Origin of the sequence: Limnobacter sp. MED105, from assembly GCF_000170915.1 — a bacterium.
In the GTDB taxonomy this organism is placed as follows: domain Bacteria; phylum Pseudomonadota; class Gammaproteobacteria; order Burkholderiales; family Burkholderiaceae_B; genus Limnobacter.
This window is the reverse complement of sequence record NZ_ABCT01000002.1, coordinates 54652-80866: the sequence shown is the minus strand read 5'-3', so window position 1 is coordinate 80866 and position 26215 is coordinate 54652. Positions and strand designations below refer to the sequence as shown.

The 26215-nt window shown below is 54.3% G+C and carries 22 protein-coding genes; 7 read left to right on the top strand and 15 right to left on the bottom strand.

Annotation, left to right across the window (positions count from 1 at the left end; genetic code table 11):
• The first annotated feature begins 54 nt into the window (after positions 1-54).
• A complete protein-coding gene (locus LMED105_RS03230) occupies positions 55-822 on the top strand; it encodes a class II aldolase/adducin family protein (RefSeq protein WP_008248119.1) in 768 nt (255 codons plus the stop codon).
• 3 nt (positions 823-825) lie between these two features.
• Here LMED105_RS03230 and LMED105_RS03225 read toward each other — a convergent pair whose 3' ends face one another.
• Together LMED105_RS03225 and LMED105_RS03220 are read right to left on the bottom strand one after the other, a co-directional pair.
• Complete coding sequence (locus tag LMED105_RS03225) at positions 826-1155, bottom strand: cytochrome c (protein WP_008248117.1); 330 nt, start codon at positions 1153-1155, stop codon at positions 826-828.
• Between the two features lie 20 nt (positions 1156-1175).
• Entirely contained in the window at positions 1176-2417 is a 1242-nt protein-coding gene (locus LMED105_RS03220; protein ID WP_008248115.1) for an NADH:flavin oxidoreductase/NADH oxidase family protein, read from the bottom strand.
• Positions 2418-2476: 59 nt separating this feature from the next.
• On the opposite strand from LMED105_RS03220, the gene LMED105_RS03215 reads away from it, so the two are divergent.
• Positions 2477-3388 (top strand): DMT family transporter, encoded by a 912-nt coding sequence (locus LMED105_RS03215; protein ID WP_008248114.1) that lies wholly within the window; start codon positions 2477-2479, stop codon positions 3386-3388.
• 36 nt (positions 3389-3424) lie between these two features.
• Positions 3425-4582 (top strand): AI-2E family transporter, encoded by a 1158-nt coding sequence (locus tag LMED105_RS03210; RefSeq protein WP_008248113.1) that lies wholly within the window; start codon positions 3425-3427, stop codon positions 4580-4582.
• 78 nt (positions 4583-4660) lie between these two features.
• Here the strand turns inward: LMED105_RS03210 and LMED105_RS03205 are convergent, their stop codons facing one another.
• The 3 genes from LMED105_RS03205 to LMED105_RS03195 form a co-directional block, all read right to left on the bottom strand.
• Positions 4661-5581 (bottom strand): metal-dependent hydrolase, encoded by a 921-nt coding sequence (locus LMED105_RS03205; protein ID WP_008248112.1) that lies wholly within the window; start codon positions 5579-5581, stop codon positions 4661-4663.
• A 126-nt stretch (positions 5582-5707) separates the two neighbouring features.
• Positions 5708-6109 carry a thioesterase family protein gene (locus LMED105_RS03200; RefSeq protein ID WP_008248111.1) on the bottom strand — a complete coding sequence of 134 codons (402 nt, stop codon included), beginning with the start codon at positions 6107-6109 and terminating at the stop codon, positions 5708-5710.
• Between the two features lie 3 nt (positions 6110-6112).
• Positions 6113-6715, bottom strand: coding sequence for a thermonuclease family protein (locus LMED105_RS03195; protein ID WP_156799513.1), 603 nt, complete (start codon positions 6713-6715; stop codon positions 6113-6115).
• Between the two features lie 75 nt (positions 6716-6790).
• Between LMED105_RS03195 and LMED105_RS03190 the strand changes: the two genes are divergently transcribed.
• Together LMED105_RS03190 and LMED105_RS03185 are read left to right on the top strand one after the other, a co-directional pair.
• Positions 6791-7594, top strand: a complete 804-nt coding sequence (locus tag LMED105_RS03190) for a crotonase/enoyl-CoA hydratase family protein (RefSeq protein WP_008248109.1) — start codon at positions 6791-6793, stop codon at positions 7592-7594.
• An 84-nt stretch (positions 7595-7678) separates the two neighbouring features.
• A complete protein-coding gene (locus LMED105_RS03185) occupies positions 7679-9091 on the top strand; it encodes a wax ester/triacylglycerol synthase family O-acyltransferase (RefSeq protein WP_008248107.1) in 1413 nt (470 codons plus the stop codon).
• A 3-nt stretch (positions 9092-9094) separates the two neighbouring features.
• Here LMED105_RS03185 and bcsR read toward each other — a convergent pair whose 3' ends face one another.
• From bcsR to bcsB, 9 genes are read right to left on the bottom strand one after another with little or no spacing between them, the layout of a single operon-like run.
• Positions 9095-9304: a BcsR/BcsP family cellulose biosynthesis protein gene (gene bcsR, locus LMED105_RS03180; protein ID WP_008248101.1), complete on the bottom strand. Its 210-nt coding sequence runs from the start codon at positions 9302-9304 to the stop codon at positions 9095-9097.
• Positions 9305-9321: 17 nt separating this feature from the next.
• Entirely contained in the window at positions 9322-11025 is a 1704-nt protein-coding gene (gene bcsG, locus LMED105_RS16085; RefSeq protein ID WP_008248099.1) for a cellulose biosynthesis protein BcsG, read from the bottom strand.
• Between the two features lie 4 nt (positions 11026-11029).
• Positions 11030-13516 (bottom strand): UDP-forming cellulose synthase catalytic subunit, encoded by a 2487-nt coding sequence (bcsA, locus tag LMED105_RS03170; protein ID WP_008248098.1) that lies wholly within the window; start codon positions 13514-13516, stop codon positions 11030-11032.
• Positions 13513-14253 carry a cellulose biosynthesis protein BcsQ gene (gene bcsQ, locus LMED105_RS03165; RefSeq protein WP_008248097.1) on the bottom strand — a complete coding sequence of 247 codons (741 nt, stop codon included), beginning with the start codon at positions 14251-14253 and terminating at the stop codon, positions 13513-13515. Before bcsQ ends, bcsA begins: the two co-directional genes overlap by 4 nt.
• Positions 14250-14459 (bottom strand): hypothetical protein, encoded by a 210-nt coding sequence (locus LMED105_RS03160; RefSeq protein WP_008248096.1) that lies wholly within the window; start codon positions 14457-14459, stop codon positions 14250-14252. The genes bcsQ and LMED105_RS03160 overlap by 4 nt, the downstream gene beginning before the upstream one ends.
• Entirely contained in the window at positions 14456-15862 is a 1407-nt protein-coding gene (locus LMED105_RS03155; protein ID WP_008248095.1) for a hypothetical protein, read from the bottom strand. Before LMED105_RS03155 ends, LMED105_RS03160 begins: the two co-directional genes overlap by 4 nt.
• The gene (locus LMED105_RS03150) at positions 15863-18280 is read right to left on the bottom strand and encodes a cellulose synthase subunit BcsC-related outer membrane protein (RefSeq protein WP_008248094.1); all 2418 of its coding nucleotides are present in this window, start codon (positions 18278-18280) and stop codon (positions 15863-15865) included.
• Complete coding sequence (gene bcsZ, locus LMED105_RS03145; protein WP_008248093.1) at positions 18273-19424, bottom strand: cellulose synthase complex periplasmic endoglucanase BcsZ; 1152 nt, start codon at positions 19422-19424, stop codon at positions 18273-18275. The genes LMED105_RS03150 and bcsZ overlap by 8 nt, the downstream gene beginning before the upstream one ends.
• 2 nt (positions 19425-19426) lie before the next feature.
• Positions 19427-21658 (bottom strand): cellulose biosynthesis cyclic di-GMP-binding regulatory protein BcsB, encoded by a 2232-nt coding sequence (bcsB, locus tag LMED105_RS03140; protein WP_083797079.1) that lies wholly within the window; start codon positions 21656-21658, stop codon positions 19427-19429.
• A gap of 248 nt (positions 21659-21906) precedes the next feature.
• Between bcsB and LMED105_RS03135 the strand changes: the two genes are divergently transcribed.
• Both LMED105_RS03135 and LMED105_RS16080 read left to right on the top strand, forming a co-directional pair.
• A complete protein-coding gene (locus LMED105_RS03135; RefSeq protein ID WP_008248091.1) occupies positions 21907-22245 on the top strand; it encodes an STAS domain-containing protein in 339 nt (112 codons plus the stop codon).
• Between the two features lie 6 nt (positions 22246-22251).
• The gene (locus tag LMED105_RS16080) at positions 22252-25332 is read left to right on the top strand and encodes a response regulator (RefSeq protein ID WP_008248090.1); all 3081 of its coding nucleotides are present in this window, start codon (positions 22252-22254) and stop codon (positions 25330-25332) included.
• 10 nt (positions 25333-25342) lie between these two features.
• On the opposite strand, the gene LMED105_RS03125 is transcribed toward LMED105_RS16080, so the two are convergent.
• Positions 25343-26215: a MerR family transcriptional regulator gene (locus LMED105_RS03125; RefSeq protein WP_008248089.1), complete on the bottom strand. Its 873-nt coding sequence runs from the start codon at positions 26213-26215 to the stop codon at positions 25343-25345.

Below are 26215 nucleotides of genomic sequence, written 5' to 3'. Positions count from 1 at the left end.
GCGCTGGTACACTTTGAAAAAAGACAATTCCAAAAGCAGCAAAGGAGACTCACCATGAACGCACCGCTTTCAAGTACCCCACCCGCCCATATTGGCCAACAGGAATGGCAGGCCCGCGTCGATTTGGCCGCAGCCTACCGTTTGGTGGCCATGCACAAATGGGACGATTTGGTGTTCACGCACATTTCTGCCCGGGTGCCTGGCGAAGACGGGCACTTCTTGATCAATCCCTATGGCTTCATGTTTGAAGAAATCACCGCCAGCAGTTTGGTGAAGGTGAACATGAATTGCGAGAAAGTGGACAATAGCCCTTACGATGTAAACCCGGCCGGTTTCACGATTCACAGCGCTGTGCATGCCATTCGGCATGATGCGCACTGTGTGATGCACACCCACACCGTGGCGGGCGTTGCGGTGTCTATTCAGGAACAGGGCTTGTTGCCAATTTCACAGCAGTCCCTGTTTCCCTTGGCTGGGCTGGCGTATCACGACTATGAAGGCTTGGCCCTGCGCGACGATGAGAAAGCACGCCTGCAAGCCGACCTGGGCGAGGCCAACAACCTGATTTTGCGCAACCATGGTTTGTTGACCTGTGGTGCCACAGTGGCAGACGCCTTTTTGAACATGTTTATTTTGCAGCGCGCTTGCGAGGTTCAAATTGCGGCGCAATCGGGCGGCGCGCAATTGATTCCGATTGCCCAGCCGATTGTTGAGGGTATTAAAGCCGCTGCAGCACAAGTCACTCGTGGCTTGGGTGGCAATATTGCCTGGCCTGCGCTGTTGCGCAAACTGGATCGGGAACAGCCGGATTACAAAAACTGACGATTAGGGATTGTTTCCTCCAGTCACGGTGGAAACATATTTCGCAAGAATTTTCATTTGATCCGCGGTCAAATGATCAACAAAAGGGGGCATGCCCCCTTTGCCGTTTTTAAGCGCATTCAGCACGCGTTCTTCGCTGGGCTTGAGCACATCCAGCACCGGGCCGATTTTGCCCTTGGTGCCCGCATCGGCCAAGGTGTGGCAAATGGCGCAGGCCGGGTCCGCGTCAGTCTGGAACAGTTTGCGGCCTTGTTCAAGAATGGCCGCGTCGTCCATGGCGAAAGCATTGGACATGCTCAGGCTTAACACCAACATGCAGCTGAATTTCACCATGGTTGAACTCCCTGTTTTAATTACGCCCGTAATTTGCGGGCTTTGAACAAGCCCCAACTGCTGTCCAGAATATAGAAAAACAGGGCTTTCAGGGCGCTCTCGTTCGGGACAGGGTTTTTGCCTTTGCCCATGCGGTGAATTTGGCGGGTGTACCACTGAATTTCAAGCAGGCCGGTGCGGTCCACGGCTTTAACACCGGTAATCAAAGGCTTCACGGGGTGAAGGGCTTCTTTGTTGTCCAACAGGCGTTTGGGCAAATCGGGTTCAATGGCAATCGAGCGGGCCAGGCCAATCAAATCAACAGCACCTGTGTTCAATGCTTCTTTCATGCCGCCCACGGTGCGAAAGCCACCCGTCAGCATCAAAGGCACTTTGCACACGGCACGCACTTTCTCGGTGAAGTCGATGAAGTAGGCTTCGCGTTTCACGGTGCTTTCTTTCTTGGGTTTTGCGCTTGCGCCTGTCATGGCGGGGGCTTCGTAGGTGCCGCCAGACACTTCAATCATGTCAATGCCGCGTGCGGTCAGTTCCTGAATCACGGCCAGTGATTCTTCCTCAGAAAAACCGCCTTTTTGAAAGTCAGCGGAATTCAGCTTGATGCCCACCGGGAAGTTGGGCCCCACCTGTTTGCGCACTTCGTCGTAAATGGCCAGCACGAAACGACGGCGGTTTTCAGCATTGCCGCCCCACTGGTCGTTGCGCTGGTTGCTCAGCGGGCTTAAAAACTGGCTGATCAAATAGCCGTGGGCGCCGTGAATTTGTACGCCGTCAAAGCCAGCGTCTTTGCACACCTTGGCGGTGCGGCCCCAGCGCGCAATCAGGTCCAGAATTTCAGTCTCGGTGAGCTCGCGCGGCGTGGCAAACATCATTTGCAGGCTTTTGTGAAAAGGCACCGCGGAAGGCGACACGGTCTCCTTGTTCATGCCTTTGGGGCACTGTTTGCCGGGGTGGTTGATTTGCACCCAGATTTTGCTGCCATTGGCCTGACCCGCTTTGGCCCACTGCTGCAACAGCGGCATGTCGCGGTCGTCTTCAATCACGACGTTGCCCGGCTCTGCACGTGCGCGGCGGTCTATCATCACATTCCCGGTTATATTCAGACCAATGCCACCGGCTGTCCAGCGCTGGTAAACGCGCACAATTTCAGGTGTAACCCGGTTGTCGCGAGTGCCTAAGGCTTCGCTCATGGCGGCTTTCACCAAGCGGTTGGGAACGGTGGCGCCGCAGGGCAAAGTCAGTGGGTCGCGAAGTTCAATGCGCATAGGGGGTCTCCGGTGGTTCTAAATTGAAAATTATTGTTGTCACATGGTAGCGTGGACGCATGAAAAAAATTGAAGTCAACACACTAATTTTTACAGCCTTCGCCATGTGCGCGTTTGCTGCGAATTCCTTCTTCTGTCGCGCGGCCTTGGGTGCCGGGCAAATTGATCCGGCCAGCTTCACCGCCATTCGGCTGATTAGTGGAGCCATTACGCTTTGGCTTTGTTTGCGCATCCAAAACAAGGGTGGGCAGCAGGGCAGTTGGGCAGGTGCCTGGGCCTTGTTTGGTTACGCAGTGCTGTTTTCCATGGCCTACCTGTACATGAGCACAGGCACGGGTGCCTTGATTTTGTTTGCCAGTGTGCAGCTCAGCATGATTGCCTATGCCGCTACACAGGGTGATCGATTGAAAGGTTTGCGTGCTGTGGGTGCAATCGTGGCCGCTGCGGGCCTGGTGTTGCTGTTGTGGCCACACCTGCAAACCCCAGCCTCGGTGCTGGCCGCGGCAAGCATGGCTTTGGCAGGGGCCTGTTGGGGTGTGTATTCGGTGGTGGGCAAGGGCTCGAAATCTCCTTTGGCTGACACAGCGGGTAATTTTTCCAGGGCTGCATTGCTCATGCTGTTGGTGTGGCTGGCTGTGTACTTTTCGGCCAAGGCGGGGGTACATATTCCCGGTGTGACCGTGGAGCGTGGTCTGGCGTTGTACACGGTGTATTTGCCAACCCCCACAGTGGCGGGTGTGTTGTTTGCGCTGGCATCGGGTTGCCTGGCCAGTGGCATTGGTTATGCAGTGTGGTACAAGGTTCTGCCAGCGTTGCCTACCACCTCGGCAGCCAGCGTGCAGCTGAGCGTGCCGGTGATTGCCGCGCTGGCGGGCGTTGTTTTCCTGAACGAGGCAGTAACAGCCACTTTGCTGGTGGCCATGGTCATGACGCTGGGTGGTGTGTATCTGGTTTTGCGCGCCAAGCGTTAAGGTCTTCTCAATCCAAATTGGCTGGACATTGAATCAATGAATGAAGTCGTGAAACCCAAAGACGAGAACAGCAAACCAGAAGGGCAAGCGGTGCAAAACCCGTCCAGCCTTTCAAACCTGGCCAAACAGTTTTACCTGCAACACTGGGGCTTGTTGCTGAGTGTCGCCTTGGTATTGGCTGTGGTCATCAACTTATGGCCAGTGCTGGCGCCCTTCGTGGCGGCATTTGTGTTGGCGTATTTGTTGGCGGCACCCAGCCGTTGGGTGCATGGAAAATTGCGTGGGCGCATTCCCTTGCCGGTGTGTGCTGTGCTCACCTTTTTTGCGCTATTGCTGATTTTTTCAAGCGTGGGTTTGCTGTTTATCCCGGTGGTGCTTACCCAGCTTGAGTTGATTCAAAGCAATTTGCCGCAGTTGATTGTGAATGTGAAGCGCACCGTGTTGCCCTGGCTCAATGAGGCGTTCGGGCTCACCATTTCAGTGGACAGCACCGAGATGAAAGACCGTATTGCGGCTTACATCAGCGAGAACCGCGGCACGCTGGCCGAGCTCAGCACAAAAATATTGCGCTCGGGTTCGCAGTCGGTGTTGGGCATTACCGGTTTTGTGTCTTTGACCGTGATTGCCACCTTGTTCATTCTTCCCGGCTGGACTCAAATTACAAAGCAGTTTCAGCAGGTGTTTCCGCCCCATTTGTGGAAGCGGGCGCAGCCATTGTTCAGTGAAATTGATTCAGTCATGACCGAGTACATCAAGGGCATGATGATCGTGATGCTCTTTCTCAGCACCTTCTATTCAATCGGTTTGAGTGTGGTGGGGCTGCAAAGTGGCTGGGCTTTGGGCATGTTGGCCGGGGTGCTGTGCGTGGTCCCTTACCTTGGTTTTGCGGTGGCGTTGTTGGTGGGCTTGTTGACTGCTGCGCTTGAGTTGCAGGGCTTCTTGCCAATTTTCCTAGTGCTGTTGGTGTTTGTGGTGGGTCAGTTTCTGGAAGGGTTTGTATTAACACCCCTGGTGGTGGGCGACAAAATTGGTTTGTCTGCACTGGCCGTTATTTTTGCACTGGCATTTTTTGGTGCCGTGTTTGGTTTGGTGGGTGTTTTTCTTGCGCTGCCGCTGGCTGCCATATTCAAGGTGGCTTACCTGCATGCTTTTGCACATTACGAACAAAGCGATTATTACCGACAAGCCCGGTAAGTCAGGCGAAAAAAAACCGGTGGGCTGCTCACTTCTCCCACCGGCCGATCAGCTCAGGATTTCTGTCACGAAATTTGTTTAAGCTGCGTTTGCTTTCAACTGGCTGTTCATGCGGGCACGAATGGCATTCGCAATCTCAGTGTTGGGTTTGCGGCCTGAATCCTCTACGGTGGCCACAAAGTTGTCGATTTCTGTCAGGAAGCGGCTGTTGTCGTGCATCCAGGGGTGGAAATCGGCCTTGAAATAGTCCATGAATTCACCGTTGGCCACTGGGTTGCGCAATACGCCCACCTTCTTGCCCCACAGCATTTTGGTGACAGTCCAGAAACCTTTCAAATGACCGCCCTTGATGGTTTTGTCAGCCATCACCAAACGCACATGGAAGGTCATGACAAGCGGCCAGAAAATGGCAGTGGCCAGCACCATGGCCAGGCGGCGACTAAACCGGTTGTGCATGTTGTCGGGCAGCACATGGTTCCACACGTCATAGGCCACCGCTTTGTGCTCGGTTTCCTCGTAGGCGTGCCACATCCACATCTGCTTGTAGGCAGGGTCTGATTTTTCGCCCAGTACCTCGGGGTTGCGCAGCAATTGGTCGGCCATCAGCGCGGTGTAATGTTCCAGCGCAATGGTGCCAGCCAGGGTCAGGCGCTTGCCCAGTGTTTTCTTGATGAACGCCAGAAAGCCCCACAGGAAACTGTCCAGCTGCGAAGCGGGCAGGCCTGCGCGATCCAGCATCTCGTTGTATTCAACGTGCTCGCGGCTGTGCATGGCTTCCTGGCCGATGAAGGCCACCACTGCTTTTTTCAATTCGGGATCAGTAATGTCGTCGCGGTAGTTGCGCACAGCGTCCATGAACATGCGCTCGCCAGCCGGGAAGAACAGCGACAGGGCATTCATGAAATGGGTCACGTGGGGACCTTGCTCATGCCAATTGGATACCTTCTCTTCAGGCAGATTCAATTTGACATCGCGGCGTACAGGCATGATGTTCTTCATGGTTTGACTCCTACACTTGTTTTATTGTTGTTGCCACGTTCAACCGTGACATTGCGCAATGTAACAATAAAATTTCGTGTCCACAATAGCAAAACCTGAGTACCCATTCTAGAAAATACCGCGGGTTTACCCTTGGTTCAGGGTGCGCAGGAAGCGGTCTGGAATGGGCGTAGAACGGCCTGTTTCCGGGCTGACCCACACCATTTTGGCGCTGCCGGTGGCTACCAGTACTTCAGGTGTGTCGGTGCGGCGCATCTCGTATTTTTGCACCAGGCTGCTGCGGCCCACTTCACCTGCCAGCACTTTGATTTCAACCACGCCGGGCGCTTTCAGTTCTTTCAGGAAGCTGCATTCGGTGTGAACAATCACAACATAAGCGGGGTCGTTGTCGATGTGCTCCGGAAACAGGGCGATCCATTCCACACGGGCCTGTTCGAAACACCGGAAATACACGGTGTTGTTCACATGGCCAATCTGGTCCATGTCGCCCCAGCGCAGTGGCACGGTGGTGGAGTAAATTTCTTTCATGTTTTATCGCTGATTGCGTTGTTCGGTGCGCCACTGCCAAGGAGCAAGCGGTGCCGTTTGTTGCCACAAGCCTTTGCGTGTGGTGCGGGCCTGGTTCTCCGCCGCTTCGTACAGCACGCGGTCTTCGCTGCTTTGGCTGCGTGCGAACTCGCGGTACCACCAGGCATGCCCGGCTTCAATCGCTTTCAAATTGATGTCGGTTTCACCATCACACAAACGCTGCTGGCAATTGTCCAAGGGCATTACCACTTTGGCCACCTGGCGCTTGTAACGGTCGGTGTTGTTCACGATGATTTTCACATCTTTGTTCAGCACCTGCTGGGTCAACCAGCGTTTGGCTTGCTCACCGCCTGCCTGGTTCAATTCAGGTGCATCCACGGCGTGCATGCGGATTTTGTGAATTGCGCCATCTGTATTGCGCACTGTGATGGTGTCACCATCGGCCACGCGGGTCACGGTGGCAAGGTAAAAACTGCCCGAGGTGGCCGAGCCGGGCTGGTTTTGACTTTCAGAGGCAACCGGGCCACCAATGCCAATGTTTGGGCCGTAGGGGCTGATGTAATAGCCCAGCAGGGCCAAAACCAGAGCCAACACTTTAAAGATCATATTGGGTTTGAGAATGTTCAAGGTTAAGATGGCTAGCGAGCCAAACCACAATTTTAAAAAACAGCCGAGAGTACCATGGACAGAGTCAACCTGCAGTTCAACAGCGACAACACCGTAGCCACTATGGCCCTAAACCGCCCCGAGAAACACAATGGTGTGGACTGGCCCATGCTGAAAGAAGTGCGCAAGGTGCAGCAACAACTGGCCAGGCATAAAACTCTGCGGGCTGTCATCTTGAAAGGCGAGGGCCCGTCTTTTTGTGCCGGTCTCGATGTGAAGTCGGTTATGAGCAATCCCAAGACTGGTTTGATTATGTACGCCAATCTGTGGTTACCCATGCGCAATATTTTCCAGACCTGGAGCATGGGCTGGCGCGATCTGGGCGTGCCCGTGATTGCGCAAATTCACGGCAATTGTTTTGGCGCCGGTATTCAATACGCCATGGGCGCAGACATTCGCGTGTGCACACCCGATTCCCAATTGTCCATTCTGGAGGCCAAGTGGGGTTTGGTACCCGACATGGGTGGTGCGGCGCTGGTGCGTGAACTGTTGCCAGTGGATGTGGCCAAGGAATTGACCATGACAGGCCGTGTGCTCAGTGGCCTGCAAGCCAAAGAACTGGGCCTGGTGACCCATGTTGTTGAAAATCCGGAAGAGAAGGTGCAGGCCTTGGTGCAGGAAATATTGACCCGCTCACCCGATTCTGTAGCCGCCAGCAAATTCATGCTGCAACGAATTTTCGGCATTGACGAGGCTGCGCATCTTACCCAGGAGCGCCGATGGCAGCGCAGGGTGTTGGGCTTTAAAAACCAGCGTATTTCAGTTGTGAAAAACAGCAAGCAGCCCACCATGCCGTTTGCGAAACGACAAATTCGTTGAAATCCCGGGGTGTGCCGCATCCAGCGGCGCACCTTGAGAAGTACCAAACTATTCAAGAATAAAAAACAATCTGGAGACATTCCCATGAAGGCCTTGACCCCCAACGACCAATTGTTCTTGTGGCTGGAGCGCCGCAACCAACCCATGCATGTGGGCGGGCTTGTGTTGCTGAAACCGCCCAAGGGCCAAAGCACTATTGATTATGTGCACAAGGTTGTGGCGGACATGCGCACCTACACCCAGCCAGTGGCGCCTTTCAGCTTGCGTTTGAAGTCGCGCCTGGGCATGTGGTTTTGGGTGGAAGACGACGAGTTTGACCTTGAGGCGCATTTCATTCATTTGTCGCTGCCCAAGCCAGGCCGCATTCGCGAATTGCTGGAACTGACTTCCAAACTGCATGCCTCGCCGCTGGACCGCGCAAAGCCCCTGTGGGAAGCCTATGTCATCGATGGTCTGGAAGACGGCCGTGTGGCTTTGTACACCAAGGTGCACCATGCGCTGGTGGACGGTGTGGCCTGCATGAAAATGTTGCAGCGTTCCATGGCCGACAACCCGGAGATCATGGACATTCCACCGTTGTGGGCCAACCCGAATTTGCGGGGTTCGGTTCAGCGTTCAGAGGCGTCGGAAGGGTTGGTCACCATGCTGGGCCAGGTGCTGGACACCGCCAAAACCCAACTGTTCAGCTTGCCCAAGGTGGTGAAGGAAGTGGGGCGATCCCTGTGGCAAACCAGCGTGGCCGATCCTGATTTTGTATCGGTGATACAGGCCCCGCGCAGTGTGTTGAACCGCCGTATTACTGCCTCGCGCCGAGTGGCCGCCCAATCTTGGTCCATGGAGCGCATCAAGGCTTGCGCAACCGGCCTGAACATGACTTTGAACGATGTGGTGCTGGCCATGTGTGGTTCGGCCTTGCGTTCCTACTTGAGCGAGCTGAATGCGCTGCCCGCGCGCCCGCTGGTGGCCATGGTGCCGGTGTCGCTTCGCAAAGACGACACGGCAACCGGTAACCATGTGGCCCTGTTGTTGGCCAATTTGGCCACAGACACCGAAGACCCTGTTGAGCGGATTGAAACCATTGCGCGTTCAGTGAACCATTCCAAAGAACGGTTTGCCAGCATGAATCAAACTGAAATCATGAACTACGTGGCCACCATGATGGGCATTAGCGGATTCAACATGTTGACCGGCCTGGCGCCGAAGTTGCAGGCCTTCAACATTGTGATTTCGAATGTGCCGGGCCCCAAGCACACCCTGTATTTCAATGGCGCAGAGGTAGATGGTGTATATCCCGTTTCACTGCTGCTGGATGGGCAGGCCTTGAACATTACCTTGAACAGCTATGCTGGCAAGCTGGAGTTTGGTTTGGTCGCGTGCCGCAGAACCATGCCTTCCATGCAGCGTCTGTTGCAGTTTCTGGAAGACGGCCTGGTTGAGCTGGAAGAAGCGGCGGCCAAGGAAGCCAAAGCCAATCTGAAAAAGCGCAACGCGGCTTGAGTGTCAGTCCTCGCTGAAACGCGAGGCCATGGCGATACCAAACAGGAAGGGCCAGCGCTGAAATGAGTCGTACACAGCCTGGTCCTGTTGAATGTCTTGGTACATATTGTGGTCAAAACCCTCAAGCTGGGAACTGAGTGCATAAATGTCGTGCGCCATGTCGGCGGGCGGCATGAACAAGGCGGGCGGCGCGTTGGGGTCAAATTGTGCCATGGCGTTTTTATCCCCCCTCAGTTGGACGCTGCAATGGTTTGAACCGGGCCCAGCATTTTCCATGCAGCACCCGGGGCTTTGATCCAATACGACCCCTGACTTTCCATCACAGTGATATTGCCTTGCTGGGACACGAATCGAGTGTCTGGCAGGTCGCTTAGTAGCACCGGCCATGCCGGTTTTTGCTGTTGCTCAGCAGGCTGTGCAAGCCAACGCGCCAACAGTTCACTGAGCGCGGTGTAACTGACCGATTGCTTCACGCTAACAGGCCCGGTGCTTGCCGGGGTGTAGCCCGGAGCTATCCAGTAACCAAACACAGGCACTTTGGTAATGGCTGGCGTTGGCAATTCGCGCAGCCCTACCAGTTGACCAAATTCACCTGTCAAACCGGCACCATGTTCGGGTACCACCACCACCAGTGCTTTGCGGTCACTTCGTCGAATTTCTCCCAGTACCGATTGAATGTCATTCAACATTCGCTCCAGTCGCAAGGGGTAACTGTTCAGGCTATTCAGGTTACTGTTGGGCAAGCGGTTGCCATCGTGCAGGGTAATGCTGTTGTAGTAGTAAGCCACTGCGGGCCCGCTTTGCTGAATGCGTTTGTTCCACCACGCGCGCAGGTAGTCGCCATCGCGACCCACGCGTGAGCCATCAAAGGCCTGCACCCCGGCGGGCACATCGTCATGGGCCACCAGTTCAGTGGCTTTGCCGCCCAGGTTTGTTTTTACAAGTTTTGAGAAGTCTTGAAAGCGGCCATCATGGTTCAGGCCCATTTCAACTTCGAAACCTACGTTTCGCAGTTGTTCAAACAACATGCAACTGTTATTGGCGACGCTATAAAGTGCATCGTGCGTTGTTTGCCCGCATTTGCCGCGCAACAGTCGAATAGCGGCTGGCCCTGAATAACTGGTGGCTGAGTTGAAGTTTTCGAACACAAAGTCAGCCTGCCGAATGGTGGGGTGCTGGCTTTGTTTGGCGTATTGCAGGTCGGCCCACGACAGTGAGCAGATTTGCAGCACAATCACATCGAAATCAGGGCTGACCACCGGTGAAAACGGTGCCAATGCAATGTTTCGTTGTCGGTCAAAAAAACCGGCAAGCACTGCTCCCGGGCCTGCCCCTTCATAGGCATTGTCCCGGAGTTTGGTTTGACTTTCCTGGTCACGTGCCACGCGCAGTTTCTGGAAGTCGACCTGGCCCAAAGCCAGTAGTTCGGCTGGTGAAAAATTTTCACGGGCTTGTGCTTGAGGTTCAAGCAAAGCGGCAGTTTTATTGGTTTGGGTCTGTTGTTGAATAAAAGGCAATGCCTGAATACCCAATATGCACACCAGTCCGAACCCAACCCAGGTGCTGATGCGTATGTACCGGTCGAGCACCCGTACCACCATAAAACCCAACAGTGCTCCCCACAGCATCCAGGGTTGAATGGTGCGTTTGAGCAACTCCCACAGGTAATCGAGCGAGAAGCCGAACAGGGCCTTGATTTGATCCACCAGCGCCAGTGACACCACCAAACCCAGCTCGTGCAGCAGCAGGGCAATGGCTGGGCCGGTAAACACGAGGTACCGTAGCACCTTCATCAGTTGTTTGTTTTGATAGGCTGCCGGGTTGGTGGCAATCAGCAAGGCGAACAGACCCAAATTCCACAGAGGGCTCAGTGTCAGTTGCCCGGAAAAGTGCAGGCCAAACTTGATGAGAAAGTAAAGGTTCCACAACAGCATGGCCCTAGTTCTCCCACTTCTCGGTTTGGTTTTTGTTACCCATCAGGCGGTTGCCCAAATCTACAGCGCCACCTTTCAGCCAGGCAAACAGGCGCACGTAGCCGATCATGCCTTTTGCAAACACGTCTTTCAGGCCACCCAATGCGCGGTCGCGGGTTTGGTCTTCTTGCCAGTTCAGCCAGGCGTCGGCGCGGCCGAAGGTACACTGAATCAATTGTGTTTCCTGCTCAGGGGTCAGGTTGGTGAACAAGGCTTCCACATGCCCGGTTTCTGTGAAGTGAATTTTCGCAGGAAACAGAAATTCGCGATCCCCGCGGTGCAGGCCCACCTGCACCTGGCTAAATTCACTGATACCTGTGGTGTCGGCCACCGCCAATGTCAGCCCCGCTGCCGAGTATTCTTCGGTGTAGCAACTCACGGTGTACCCACCGGGCAGTTTCAAAAATGCGGGCATCACCATGCGCACGCGGTGGTGAACATGTTTTTGAACTGATTCGGTTGCAACGCCCACCGCAGCCCCCAGAATGGCGAGGTTGAAACCGCACCACAGCAGGTTCATCAACACGGTGCCTGTTTCATGGGTGTTGAACACAAACAGGCGAAGCAGGCCCACGGAAAAACCAAGTACATTGATCAGGAGCAAGATCAGGTAGGGCTTTGCAATGTTGGCATCAAAATAACTTTTCTCAATCAAGCCGCCTTTCGATGTGACGTTGAACTTGCCCAGTTTCGGATTAATGAAGGCCAATGTAGTCGGCAAAATAATGTACCAGGACAGCACAGTTTCATACACCTCAGACCAGAACGATCGCCGGTATTTGCCCTGAATCACCGAGTTGGTATAGCTGGAAATCATTAGCTGCGGCAAGGCATAACTAAGAATGGTCACCGCTGCAGCATTGATCAAGTGCTGTTCAAAAAACAGATAAGCCATGGGCATGACCAAAAAGATCATGCGCGGTATGCCATAGAAAAAATGCAGCATGGCATTGGAATAACAAACACGCTGAAAAAGGTTTAAGCCTTTTTTGAACATCGGGTTGTCAGTGCGGAAAATTTGCGCCATGCCGCGTGCCCAGCGAATTCGCTGACCAATATGGCCTGCAAGGGTTTCTGTGGCCAAGCCTGCAGCCTGAATATTATTCAGGTACACGCTGTTGTAGCCCAGGCTGTGCAGTTTCAATGCAGTGTGTGCATCTTCAGTCACGGTTTCCACTGCAATGCCACCCACCTCCAGCAAAGCTTTGCGTTCAATCACCGCGCAGCTGCCGCAGAAAAATGAGGCGTTCCAGTAGTCGTTACCGTCTTGAATCAAGCCATAGAACAGAGAGCCTTCATTGGGCATTTGCCGAAATGAATTGAAGTTGCGCTCGAACGGATCAGCTGAGAAAAAATGGTGCGGTGTTTGCACCAGCACGCACTTGGGGTCACGGCTGAACCAACCCATGCTGGTTTGCAAAAACGAGCGGGTGGGTATGTGGTCGCAATCAAAGATCGCGATGTATTGGCCATGCGTGTGCTTCAAGGCGTAGTTGATGTTGCCCGCTTTGGCGTGTGAATTGTCTGGGCGGGAAATGTACTCGACCCCCGCTTGTTTTGCGAACTCTTCAAAAGCGGGGCGGTGACCATCGTCCAGAATATAGACCGTGATTTTTTCAAGTGGCCAGTCCAGCCCCTTGGCGGCGTAAACAGTGGGGCGCACCACCGACAAAGGTTCGTTGTAACTGGGAATGAATACGTCTACTGTGGGCCAGTCATTCAGGTTCAGTTCCAGTGGCATGGGTTTGCGTTTTAAAGGCCAGGCGGTCTGGATAAAACCGAAAATCAGAATAATCCAGGTGTAGGCCTCGGCGGCAACCAAGGTGTAGCCCAGAAAAATTTCTGTGCCGGTTTCAAGATCAAGCGAGCTGGTGAATCGCCAAAACACATATCGTGCCAGTAGCAACATGGTCAGTGCCATCAGGCACAGGTTGGCGAAACGCTCAGGCAAACGCTTGAACAACATGGCAAACAGATAGCACACAACAATAAAAACCCACTGCCCAGCCAGGGGCAATGAGGCTTGTGCAGTAAACAGAAACAAGGTCAGGGCAGAAAGGCCCAACACCCAGCGCAGCCACTTGAAGCGCACCACCAGCTGGCTTGCATTCTCGATGCGTTGTTCAAGCCGCGCTGCGCGCACGGCATAGTCGGTGAGCCTGCTGAACAGGGCACGTACAGCCCGGTAAGGGCGTTGAATCAGTAGTTTGAACACATAAGCCACTGGGCTTAGCAAATCGTGCAAGGCCACGGCAATAATATGAAACACGAAGCCGGGCAAGCTTCGGCCTTGTCGGCCACTGGATGCTTCAAGCGCACTGTTCAAACTGTTGGGGCGCAGCCAAAGTGCCTGAAAAAGGCGCAACAAACGCACCCGGGTTTTCAGGTTTGGAAACTCGCGCAGGTCCAGCAAGCGCTCCAGTCGGTTGATCCAGCTTGATGACGTGCTCATCCGATCTCCGCATCAATCCAGTTGCACAACTTTTGCTGGTCTTCGACCAACTGTGAGCGTGGCGCATAGTCGGCCAAGGCCAGGCCTGCCGCCAGGCTTTCCGCAAGGGCCTGGTCTTCATGCAAATAAAATGGCAGCAAGCGGTGGCTCAGTTTCATTTTGCACAAAGTCCACAAATCGAGATGCAGCACCTTGGCCGAGTCGAAACGGTTCATGAGAAAGTACGATGCTCCCCGGCTTTCCAGCAAATGTGGCAGCAGTGTATCAATGCCCAAAATGGACGCAGAGTCCGGGATCAGGGTGATCAGGTTCAGGTCAGACAACGCCATTACTTTTTGGCACCAAGGAGCCGGCCAGCGTGGCAAGTCGATAATCACCACTGCATCTTCAGCAAAATCGTCTTTCTGAAACAGCTCGGTCAGGCGTTGAGGTTGCTCCATCAACACGCGGTCAATTGCCAATTGCTGTGCAATGGATACTTCGCCGAAAGGCAGTAACTTGAAACCGGCGCTGCTGGTGTTCATGACCTGCTCCAGAGACTCACCTTGCAAGATAACGTGCCCAAGACCACGCGGGCTGCGGCTGGCACAACCCAATTGAAATTCAATGTTGTTGATGGGGTCAGCCTGCACCAGCGTGACGTTGCGCCCCAGCATGCTGAGCTGAGTGGCTGCGGCAATCGCAAGGCTGGTTCGTCCTGCACCCCCTGTGGGGGACACCAAAGCAATAATGATCATGCGTCCTCTTTGTCGTCGGGGCTGGCAATCCACTTGCCATGCCGCACCAACTGATAGCAGTCGTCGGGCAACTGGTTGTTGCTCCAGTTCACCCAGTCACTCAACCAAATGCGGGTTGTCGGGTTTTTCATCATTTTCCCCACCAACAAAATGGTGAGTAAAACACCCAGCAACAAACCACTCACGATCAGTGCAAACACGATCATTTTGCATCCTCGCTCAGCAGTGCGTTCAGGCGTTGTGTCCATGGGCGGTTCTGGTTCAGCGCCTCGGGGGCTTCATCCCAAAGCTCGGCCAGTTTCACGGGTTCAGTCTGGTCAGCACCCATCAGGTCCTGTACCGACAAAGGTTCCAGTTCTTCATGCAAATCTGCGAGCAATTCACTTTGGGTTTCCTCACCCAAAAACTGGATGTCGCCACTGAAAAGCACTGGCAGTTTTTCCCGGAAACACGATTCAAGCCAGCTGCGGTAGCTGGCTTCATCGGGCTCACTGACCCAAACCTTCAGCAAATAAATCGCTTCACGTGTGGCTGTAAATACACAGGTGGCTTGCGACCAATTGGCAAGGCGCAACGCGGTTTGTGCGGTCATGTGGCGCATCAGTGAAAGACGGGTTAGCGTGCAATGCATGGACCATTGTTTGGCCAGTTGCAGCATCATCAACCCCTGCGCCGCAAATGTGGGGTTGGCCACCACAGTCAGCAGGCCCGGCATGAACACTTCGTGCAGGTCACGCGCGAAGGTGTTCTGGTGATTGTCCGGAGCTGCCAGCTTGATCGTGGGTTTGTTAACCTGGGCTGTGCTCAGACCCAACCAGGTTTCAATGCTTTCGTCGTGTAGCCACACGGTGTCAGCACCCATGCGCAGCAACACCGATGCGTCCTGCGCTGTCATTTCTCCGTGTGCCTGCACGTGAATTCCGTGTTGCTGGTCGGTGTCATACCGAAGGCTGTGACAGGTTTGTGCCAATTGTTTCAAGCCGCCCAACACTGCACTGTCCAGTACATGGTGCGTGGGCAGTTTTGACAGTTCGGTGGGGTTATTCCACAGGTTTGTTTGCAGGCCCCACTGGCTTGGCCACCAAGGGCGGAATTCAAACTCGCCAAGATCACTGACATCGGCCAGCCCGTCGGCGAAAGTACTCCATTCGGGCAAATCACCTTGCACGGTGGTTACTATATGGGCTTGTGCATGGTGCGCCCATTGATGCAGCAGACGCATTTGTGCCAATGGGTTTTGCCGGTTCAAGGGCTCGTCGCTGTCATCAAACCACAACTCGGCATGTTCAATGATGACCAGTGCAGGCTTTAATACGCACAGCGTATTCAAGGAGCGGCAAAGTTGGCGAATGCCGTTCTTGGCATGCCCCTTGGCCCACAGGTTTCTCACCGAGACCACATCCAGGCCTTTTGGGGCACCAGCGCGTTTGAGCAGGTATGGCTCCAGCAAACTGCGTACTTCGTTCTTGGGGCTGGCAGTCAGCCACAGGCAAGATCTGAACGGCGTTTCTTCTTGCGAGTCCAGCCAGTGTTGCACCAATCCCTGCGAAAAATGATTCGCATGGGGGGCGCGCACAACATAGGCTCCGGGCTTGGGCAAGTCAATCATTCAAAACCTCGAGTAGGGTGCAACACCTTCAGGCGGCACACTCAATTCGAAAAAGTCGCCAAACGAATATTTCAAATAAAGTTGTAGTCTGTCAGGGTTGTAACCTTCAGATCGATCAATTTCAAAATAGCCGCCCACCACAAAGTTTTTCAGTACCTGGCGTTCAAGGGCAAGGCGCAAACCAGTGCTGGTGCCGCCACCGGGACCGCCAATTTGCAAGGTGGGGTTTCCTTGTGCAGCGGCTGCCGCAGCAAGCTCAGGGTTCAGCGGATAAAGCGCGGTGTCGTCTTCCCGTGATTCACTGGCACCCACGCGGGCTTGGGCCTGCCAGGACCAGCCGTTCATATTGCCGGTCCAGGTAATCGGGAAGGTGAGTGAACCAAAAGCCTGTGGGCTGTAATAGCCGCCTTGCCCGAAGGTGTAAAAGCGCAGGTTTTTCTCGAACGACCACAAAAACAGTGACGCGCCAATTTCGACGTCATGCCCTGGGCGCTGAAACACGGTTTTGCCCACAATGCCTTGCAGGTTGTACTCGGTGTTGTCAGGTATGTTTTTGCCGGTAATCAGGTTGGCGCGTGCAATGCCCACAAAGTCAAGCGTGGGGTTAAATGCCTGGTAATACACCGCGCTAACGCCGTTGCGCCGCGCACCGCCCCAGGTTTCACCTGTCAATGGGTCGATGGCACCCGTGGTCGACAACACGCTGCCGTTGACCATTCTCCGCGCCACTTCAAGCCGCAAGGAACCTTCGCCCAGGCTGGTGCGCCATTGCACACCACCGACCCAATCATTGACCGGATAGTCGCCCACCGTGGTACCTACATCAACACGATACTGTTCGGTTTGCACGCCAACACCCACCACATGACCTTTGTAGTTTTGATCCAGTCGATTGCTGGCGATGGCCGGGTCGGTGGGCAAGGTGGTGCCCAGTTTTGCAAAGTTGCTGGCGGTGGCGGGGTTCACCCGGCCCGAATTTGCATTCAGTGTGTCCGCGCGCAAAAACAGAGTGCGCTCAAAGTCGAGTGGCAAATCCAGTTGCAATGGAATTTCGTCGCTGTCGATTCGGGATACACCTTCATCGCCATCGATAATTGCGTTTTCATACGACATGCGCAAACGCACCTGTCGTTTGCGCTGAAGGTTTTGCTCCAGTGCCCGCACTTCGGGTTCGGCCCGCCACTTGGGTGTGGCGCTTATTGAACTGGCCAGTGCATTGAACTCGCCATTTCTTTCCTGCGCGCGCAAACCATCCAGGTACTGCCCATATTGCACACGCTTCTCCAGTGCAGTCATGCCTTCTGTCCAGTTTTCACGGGGTACGGCATCAATCAGGGCAAGGGCATCGTTGCCGCGGTCTTGGCGGGCGGCCAGCAGTGCTGCTGCAAATCGCATTTCTTGCCCTTTGTCCAGTGCCAGGCCTTCATCCATGACTCGCCGTGCAGCCTGTTTGCTGCCCGCATCGCCTTGGTCATCCAGCAAGGTGGCCAGGTCGTAGCGGAACCATGGGTAGCTCGGGTTCAGGTCTACTGCGTTTTGCAGCAGCTTGGCTGCTTCGGTTTTGTTGCCTTGATCGATCTGCTTTTGTGCGCGGTCAGCCAGTTGTTGTCCTTGATCGAAGTCGGAAAGAACTGGGGCTGCTGGCGCTTCAGGTGGGGCAGGCGGGTTCGCGGCAATGTCGGGTGTTGTCGGCTGGGCTTGAACTGCTGGTGCAGGTTTCGTGCGGTTGGCATTGGCCGGGCGGCGAGTGGCTTGTGTCGTATCAGGTGTTTGTGCAAGCGTGCTGGCAGCCGCGCCACCCAATTCGGTAAGCAGGGTTCTGTAACGCCGGTCGTCCGGGTACTGTCTGGCCAACTCGGTCACTTGCCCGCGCGCGAAGGTACGCCCTTCCGCTGTGCGGTTCATCAAGCGGTAAATTTGCACTGCGGCTTCACCCAAAGGTGGCTGGGGAAACAACTGACGAAGTCGTTGGGGCAGGTTGGCGGGTACTTGTTCGCTGTCAGCCAAATAACGCAACTCGGCAAACTGTTGTCGCTTGTCCGAGGCCAATGCAATGGCTTGCTGCAATTCAATTGAAAACGGGTTATTGCCATGCACCAGTTGCAGTTTGCCCAACCACACATTGGCTGCCTGCACATCGCCTCGCGCAAGGTCAATCAAACCCTGCCAGCGCAGGGCAGAAGCATTGGTGGGTTCAATCAACAGTAGTTTGTTGAAAGACTGTGCTGCAAGGTCGAATCGAAAACGTTCGTACCAATACACGCCTTTTTCACTGAGTGCGCGAATATTGGTTTGCTGTGCATTCACATTGGCAAATGCCTGCAGTGGCAATACCAAGGGTATTGCCACAAAGCTGGCTTGAATCGCCAACGCAAGTGTGCAGGCCCGCAGGCCAGAATTGTGTTTGCGCTTAGCCACAGCTTTTAACCTCTTTGCCACGGGGCAGCAGTTCGCCCAGCGAATTGAATCGATAAAATTTGTCTATATACCCTTGAGCAAACAGGCTCAAGGCCCCGTTGTAATAACCATATTTGAGCCATGACTCTTTGCTTTGGGTTTTCAGGCTTTGGGCATGAAATTTCTTCGCAAGCTCGGGCATGCCCATGGTTTGAAGCAAGGGTGCCATGGCGGCTTGAAAACCAGCAGGCCCGCGTGTCGCGGAAAACTTTCCACTCTGTGGTTCAAACCATTCGGGCATGTTCTGGCGTTTCAGCAGCAGGGCTGTCAAGGGCGACAGTTGCCTCAGCAAAGGCGCTGTGGTGGGGTCACTTTCACTGCTCATCGCAATCCACAAATAAGTGCGTATGGCATCGTAATCGCCGCGTTGTTCGTCCTCGGGTAAGCTCATTTCACCGTTGTTGTACAGCACCCAGTCGGGATACTGCCCTGTTCGGCCGGTGTCCAGCAGCAACTTCTGGCTGGCCAGGTAAACTTGCGCCCAACGGGTGTCGTCTGCCCAAGCATTGGCAAATCGGGCCATCATGAAAGGTGGCAGGTAACTGGGGTTCAGTTTCACTGCGCCGTTGTCCAGCACAAAACCAGTGTGGCCCGGCAATATGCTCAAACCAAGGCCGCTGACCTCCATACTTTCCTGATTCAAAATTAAATCGCCGAGTGCACGCGCCTTGTCGGCATAGCCTGGGTTGCACCACACCCGGCTTGCTTCAAGCAAGGAGTACGCAATCCACAGGTCTGCATCGGATGCACTGTTGGCATCAATTACGCCCCAGCTTTCACCCTTTTTTCCCCAAATCCAGGCGGGCAACTGTTTGCCCAGGTCGCCCGCGCTCAGGTTGTTCTCAGTCCATTGCAATACGGCGTCAAATGCTTTTTTGTCTTGCGCCACCAAGGCAAAAAACAGGGCGTAGGACTGCCCCTCCGACACCGTGCGCAGGTCTTCCTGGCTGCGGTCGATCACCCGCCCATCGTCGCTCACAAAGGCACTCTTGAAACCGTCCCATGCGGGCCAGGCTTGTGCAGGCGTAGCGCTGCAGGCTGCGGTGGCGGCAAGCAGCACAGCCACTTGCCCAAGGCGTTGCACACAATTACGCCACAAGGCCATGTTCAATTGCCTTTTGTACGGCGCGATGCCCGGCCAGAGAGCCAGCCAAATGCAAGGATCGCCAAAATAACCCCAGCCAGTGCACCACCCACCGCGATCAAGGCCGGGTATTCGGAAAACGCAATGCGCAAACGCAGCCACCAGGGCAGTGCGCCGCTGATGTAGGTTTCGCCCAAGCTGTAGCTTTGAATGTCATTGCCCCGAATCAGGCTTACACTGCCTTTGATTTTTGCCACATCGCCATAATCTGACAGTGCAGCCACGGCGCGCTCAAAGCTGTCTTGATCTGTACCGGTCACGACCAGCCCCGCCTTTTTGGGTGCAAGGTGCGACTCGAATCCCATAATTGCACCCAGTGAACCCGCAGTTTGAATCAATGCACGGGCACTGTTGCTGGGTTGTAATTCGGTGTCGCTTTGCCACAAGCCCCTCAACCATTGAATAGCGGGCGGCAGGCCCATGCTGCGTTCTGTGGCGTTCAGCACCATCGGCAAGTTCATGTTGGCTGTATTTAACCAGCCCAAGCGATCGCTGGTGCCCAGAGCCAGCCAGTTTTTGCTGCCAATCGTCTCGGGCTTGTCAGAAACAATCAAACTGGTGCGTGTGGCGGGCAGCCCTGTCCATTGACCAAACAGACCCATTACATTCAGGTAAGAGCGAATCTCTAGCTGTGTGGGGTTGGCGGGAAGCACGATGGCCGTATCCGAGAGGTCTGCCATGATGCTGAAGGGGTAACCGCCATTGGCAAAGGCGGTCAAATTCGGCATGCGGGTGTAGTGGGGCAGGTTCGAGAAATCCAGGGTTGATTCCGGATCGATAGATCCCCGTGCAACTTGTGATACCCGTGTGCAAGAGCCGCCACCCTCAGCCATAAAACCAAATGCAAAGGCCAGTTCGTTGTTGCCACCCACGCGGAAGGCCGGAATTTGCAATGCTTCTTCACTGGTCAATTCAGCCTGGCCCAACAAGTCAATGTTGATTTTGTTTTGTACCTGTTCCGAGCGTGGTGCCAGACGGAAGGATTGAATCAACGAGTTGTTGATCTCAATATTCAGCAGCGAATCATTCCAACGGGAGGGTGCGGTGTAACGGTACTTCAAATCCATCGGAATGTTGCGACCCGCCCAGCTGAACAAATCGGGTGGAAGGCGCAAATTGACACTGGCGCGTGGTTTGTCAGAGCTGACCTCCAGTTGTCCCGGAAAATCAATCAGCTCACCAAAACGCACAGGGCGGTTGGTGGGCACATAGCGTGGTGCATCGTAAGGCTTGCGCGGTGCGCCCAGGTCTACTTTTTTCACCAAGGCCTTCTGGCCGCTCAGCACCTGCCCTTCAATTACCAACCCATACACCGCTTGTAGCAGTTCCTCGTCGGTACGGCCCATCACATACAGGTGCTTTATCCAAGGGGTTTCTTTGGCACTCACAATCATCAGTGAGGGGCCTTCAATGTCCGCCTCGCTCATGCCCTCGGGCATTTTTTTACCCTTGGTCAGAATAATGGTGTGACGCGTGGGCGATGCAACATCGAGCAATTCAAATTCAGCTTGCCTGTAAAAGGCTTGTGCACCCATCCACGAGGCCAGGATGCCCGCGGCTTTCATGCTGGCTTCGGTTTGCTCCAGGGGCAGCACGAGTGGCAGTCGCAGTTTCCGATTGTCACGGGGGTCGAAAAATGGCGCTGGCAACAGGGCCAGGTCGTTCACCAGGTTCAGTGGTGTGGATCCAATCGTTAAGGTGCTCTCGGGGCGAATGTCAAAACGCAGGGTTGGATTGCCCGGGTCCACACATTCACTGTCGTAGGTACCGTCATATTCAACACGAATGGTCGCGAAATCAGAAAACAACAGTGGGTCCAGGTCAATTTCCACCGTGTGCGGTACGCCTGCCCTTGCTACACTCAGCTGAGAGATGCCCGAAAGCTGGTTGTTCACATACACGCGCACAAAGGATTGGTCGTGGCGCATGCCCTGCGGATACAGCACGCGCAGGCTAAGGTTGGCGCGGGTCACCAATTCGTCCAGGCGTATGCCTGAATTCAAGTCTACAAAGCGGTTGACCCCGCTCAACCGAACCCCGTTTGGCTGCCCCATTTGGGCAAAGGTCAGAGTACGGGTTCGTTCAACGGCCGGCGCAGTTTCCACATTGGCAGGTGCTGTTGTGGGTGCCCCGCTTTCTTGTGTGAACCCAGTCAGGCAAAATAGGAATAACGCTAGAGATAGTAGGTGTCGCATAAATGGGTTCGCTGGTCGACTTGAATATAAGAACAGGTTTTCAATAATGGCCTGCTTAAATTACTGCACTTGGAAATAATTGAACAATATTTGTCAATCTTTTAAAAAGTATGCAGCATTGCCTGACACGTTATCCTATTGTTTTTGTATATGCTCATTTTCTAGAGCTTGTTTTATACAATTATTGCGCGAAGTGTCTAAAAGAGCACACTTTAAGAAAAGAGAATTAACAGTTTAGGGCGAACAACATGGTTTCGACAGAAGAGGTGGGGGATATTTTCGTGCTGCGTGTAGATGCGGTTCGACTGGACAGTGCAGTGGGAACCATCATTCGCAATGCGGTGGTGTCCAAGCTGGACGCCACACGAAAATTCGCTTTGGACATTAGCGCCGTCAAATTGGTGGACTCGGGTGGTTTGGGTTCCCTGGTGGCTTTACTGAAAAACATCACCAATCATCAGGGCAAGCTGGCTTTGGTCGGTATGAACAAATCAGTGCGAATGATGTTTGAGCTCTCGCGCATGGACCGACAGTTTTCCCTGCTGGACGACATGCCCAAGGCCGTTGCCTTTCTGCAGCAGGCTTAATTCATTGTGACAGACCACGACCCCAATAAACTGTTGCCGCGAATTCTGGTTGTTGATGATTCGGTGGTTGAGCGAAATCTCTTCGTTCACATGGTGGCCAAGTGGGGTTATCCGGTTGAGTTTGCGGCCAGCGGCCAAGAAGCCATTGAACTGGTGGAGCGTGATCGCTTCCAGTTGGTGCTGGCCGATTGGCAAATGCCTGGCATGCAGGGCACTGAGTTGTGTGTGGCTTTGCGCCAATTGGATTTGGGGCAGTACACCTACATCATTTTGATGTCGGCTCAAAATGATGAAGAGTTTCTCATCAAGGCACTCGATGCCGGCGCAGACGACGTGCTTACCAAACCAGTGGATGGCAATGAGCTGGAAGCGCGCCTGCAGTCGGCAGTTCGTCGAATTGAACTTCAGGCACGGCTGGCTCGCAAAACCGCTGAACTGGTGCGAGCCCACGATGTAATTGCGCAAGACCTCCGTGCGGTGTCCGGCCTTCAACGCAGTTTTCTGCCCGAGGCGCAAAGTCCCTTTCAGGGCTTGAACTATCAGTGGCTGTCTGTGCCGTCCAAGTATGTATCGGGCGATCACCTTCAGGTGTTCGAGCTGCAACGCGATGTGTATGGTTTCTACCTGCTCGACGTGTCCGGCCATGGCATACCTGCCGCAGTCAAGTCCATGCAACTGGTACAAATGTTTGCAGATCGCTCCGCCACCAGCATTGTGTTTGAAGGACGGTTTGGTTCAGATGGTCAACGTTTGGTCTCGCGTCCTCGCGACGTAGTGGCGCGCCTGAACCGTTTGTTTCAGCAAACCGAATCTGATCTTTCCTATTTCACCATGATTTACGGTGTGTTCAACACCGCCAATCGACGGGTGTCCCTGTGCCAGGCTGGCCACCCCTCCCCCTTGCTGTTGTCGGCCGGAAAACAGGCCGAAGTGCTGGGCAGTGGTGGGTACCCTGTCGGATTGTTTGACTTTGATGACTTCGAAGACATTGAGCTGACGCTGGGTGATGACGACTCCCTGATTCTGTATTCCGATGGTGTGACCGAAGTGTTGTCTGCCAGCTCCGAGGCGTTTGGTGAAGAACGCCTGCTTGAGTTTGTCAATCAGCAAAGCACTCAGGGCCGCTGGTCCGATTTGCCCGAACGTATTCAAATGCGTGTTCAGCATTGGGGTGGCTCGGTCATTGCGCAAAAAGGTTTCGAGGATGATGTATCTATCCTGATGCTCGCCCCACGCCCTGGTGTTCTGGATCAATGCGATGTGGTGGATACCGATCGGCAGGTGCCCGAACTGGTGTTTCGACTTCAGGAAATTCAGGAACGTCGGCCTGCATCGCGGCCGGAACAGGTGGGAAAATCGATTGTCATCGTCGACGATTCTCGCAGCTTTTTGAGAATTTTCGAGGCCATGTTGCACAGTTGGGGTTACACCGTGCATTCCGCCAAGAATGGCCATGAAGCGCTGGCTCTGATTGAAAAACACCAGCCCGACTTTGTGCTGACCGATTGGGACATGCCTGGCATGAGCGGCATTGAATTGTGTGAGCAAGTGCGCGCCCAAAAGCAAAATGCCTACACTTACATCATCATGATCACGGGCTACGCCAGTCGCGACGACCTTTTGAACAGCTTGCGTGTGGGCGCAGACGACTTCATGACCAAGCCAGTCAACCCTGGCGAGTTGAAAGTGCGCCTGAAAACTGCCGAGCGAATTGCAGATTTGCACATGGGGCTCGAGCGCAGGCACACTGAACTTAGCCAGCTGTATGAAGCCTTGCAACGCGACATGCGTGAGGTGTCCCGCATCCAGCGGGCCTTGTTGCCCAAAAGCAAACAAGATCCCTGGCCGTTCGCGATTCAAACCATTTATCAGCCGCAAGGCTATGTATGCGGCAAACAAATGGGCTTGCTTGAAACCCAAGCCAACGAGCATGGTTTTTTCATGTTGAACATGGCCGGCCAGGACACGGCCACAGCCTTGCAAACCATGGCATTGGCTCGGTGGTTCTCAATGGCGCGGGCCACACGAGTGCTGTTTCCCGTGGAAGAAACCAGTTCAAAAATTCGGCGTTATCTGGCCAGCCCCGAGCAGGTATTGGCCCAACTCTCAAGCATTTCGCCGTCTCTGAAAGACGAGCCACCACAATTTGATTTGTTGTACGGTTTGATCAATCTGGACCAAGGCACCCTGCTGGTCGCGGGCATTGGCGAGTGGGCGATGGTCATGGCGCAGCCCGGCTTGGCCCCTGCGTTTTTGGGTACACAGGGCGAACCAGCGCAAGCTTCCGGGGCGGGGCACGTTATTTACCAAGGTGTGATCGTGCCTGGCAGTCGTCTTTATTTTTATCCGCGCGAGTGTGCCAAAACCTTGGGCGTACCCAACGCACAAGTTTGGCAACAATCTGTATTGCTCGATGACACACAGGGGCATGTTCTAACCCGCGAGTTTTCGCGCCTACTCGATTCTGGACGGAAAGAAGAGAGCATCCAGGGCGACCTTTCATTGCTGGGTATTCAGTGGCGTGAAAGTTTTGAAGTCCAGCGCATCACCTTGCAGTCTGCGCGTGTCTCTGAATTGGTCGATGAGTTCGTGCAAGTCGGCCTGGCTCTGCAAGACGAGTTTTCATCGCACGAGCAAGCATTCAAGCTGGGTGAGTTTCTGAATTACACCGCATTTACTGCCGTGGCGGATACCGTCAATATTGGTGTATTAAGCCGAGCCGTGCGGGCCTTTGTCGAAGAACTGGCCTACACCGAGGAGGTTTGTTACAACACGGATCTGGTGGTGTCGGAGGCCTTGACCAACGTCATGTTGCATGGTTTTAAAGACAAACGCCCCGATCCTGCACAGCTCACTGTGCTTGCGTTTCAGCACGGAGTGGGTGTGTTGATTGAAGATCATGGCAGTTGCATTCCCGCCCGTGTGCTTGACACGATGCACCATGAGCACTCATTTCAAGACGATCTGAGTTTGGGCGACTTGCCCGAAGGTGGCATGGGTCTGGCCTTCATGCGCATGGTGTCACAACGCTTCGTGTACCAGGCCAAACAGAATCAGCACGGCAATCGCTTGCTTTTGTTGCTGTAAACCTGCAGGTTTATTTCTTGTCTTCGCCTGTGGCGGGGGTGTCCGGTTGTATCCAGCCAGTGGGTTGAAGCGCAGGATTGTTGGGCATTTCTTCAGCCATTTTATCGATCAAACCCACAATTCGTTCATCCACAAACTTGCTGGCAGACTTTTGCAGAGCCCGTGACACTTCCGATTCAATGGCGGTCATGGCCAGGGGGCGAATCTTCCAGATCAGTTGCGCAAGCCTGGGCAATTCTTCTTTGGGTGGCAGGTTGTCGCCGTATTGATCCAGTTCTTTTACAAACAGCGAAACCGCTTGGTCGCAAAAACTTTCAAGGTGCCCACGCAGCGATGCAATCAAATCCAGCAGGTCGAGCAAGGGCAAACCTGCACTGGCCATTTCAGCACCGGCATGCAAAATTTTCGGGCTTGGCGCACGGTAACGCAAACCATCGGGTTCCAGCAAACCCAACTCAATTGTTTTGGCCAAGGCGCCACGGCTAAGGCTGGTACCAAACATGGTGGCCAAATGCACGGGGTTGTAGTTCTTCGGAATTTCGTCTGTCCACGGGCTGGTAATCGCATGCGTTAAACCCAGCAGCTGGCGTAGGTCGTAACCCTTGTCAATGGCGTCCAGCATTTCCTGAATGTTGCTCAGGGTGTAACCGCGCCCCAACATTTGCCCAATAAGCTTGAGCCGTGACAAGTGGTCTTCGTTGTAAAAACCCACGCGCCCACGTTTCTCGGGCGGGGCCAACAAACCCCGGTCTTGATAGGCACGCACATTGCGCACTGTCGTATTGGCGGTGCGCGCCAGTTCGTCAATGGTGAACTCGCGACCCTGCCCACTGGTGGAAGTGTCTTTGTTTGCCGACGATTTTTTGAAGCGGAATGAAACCAT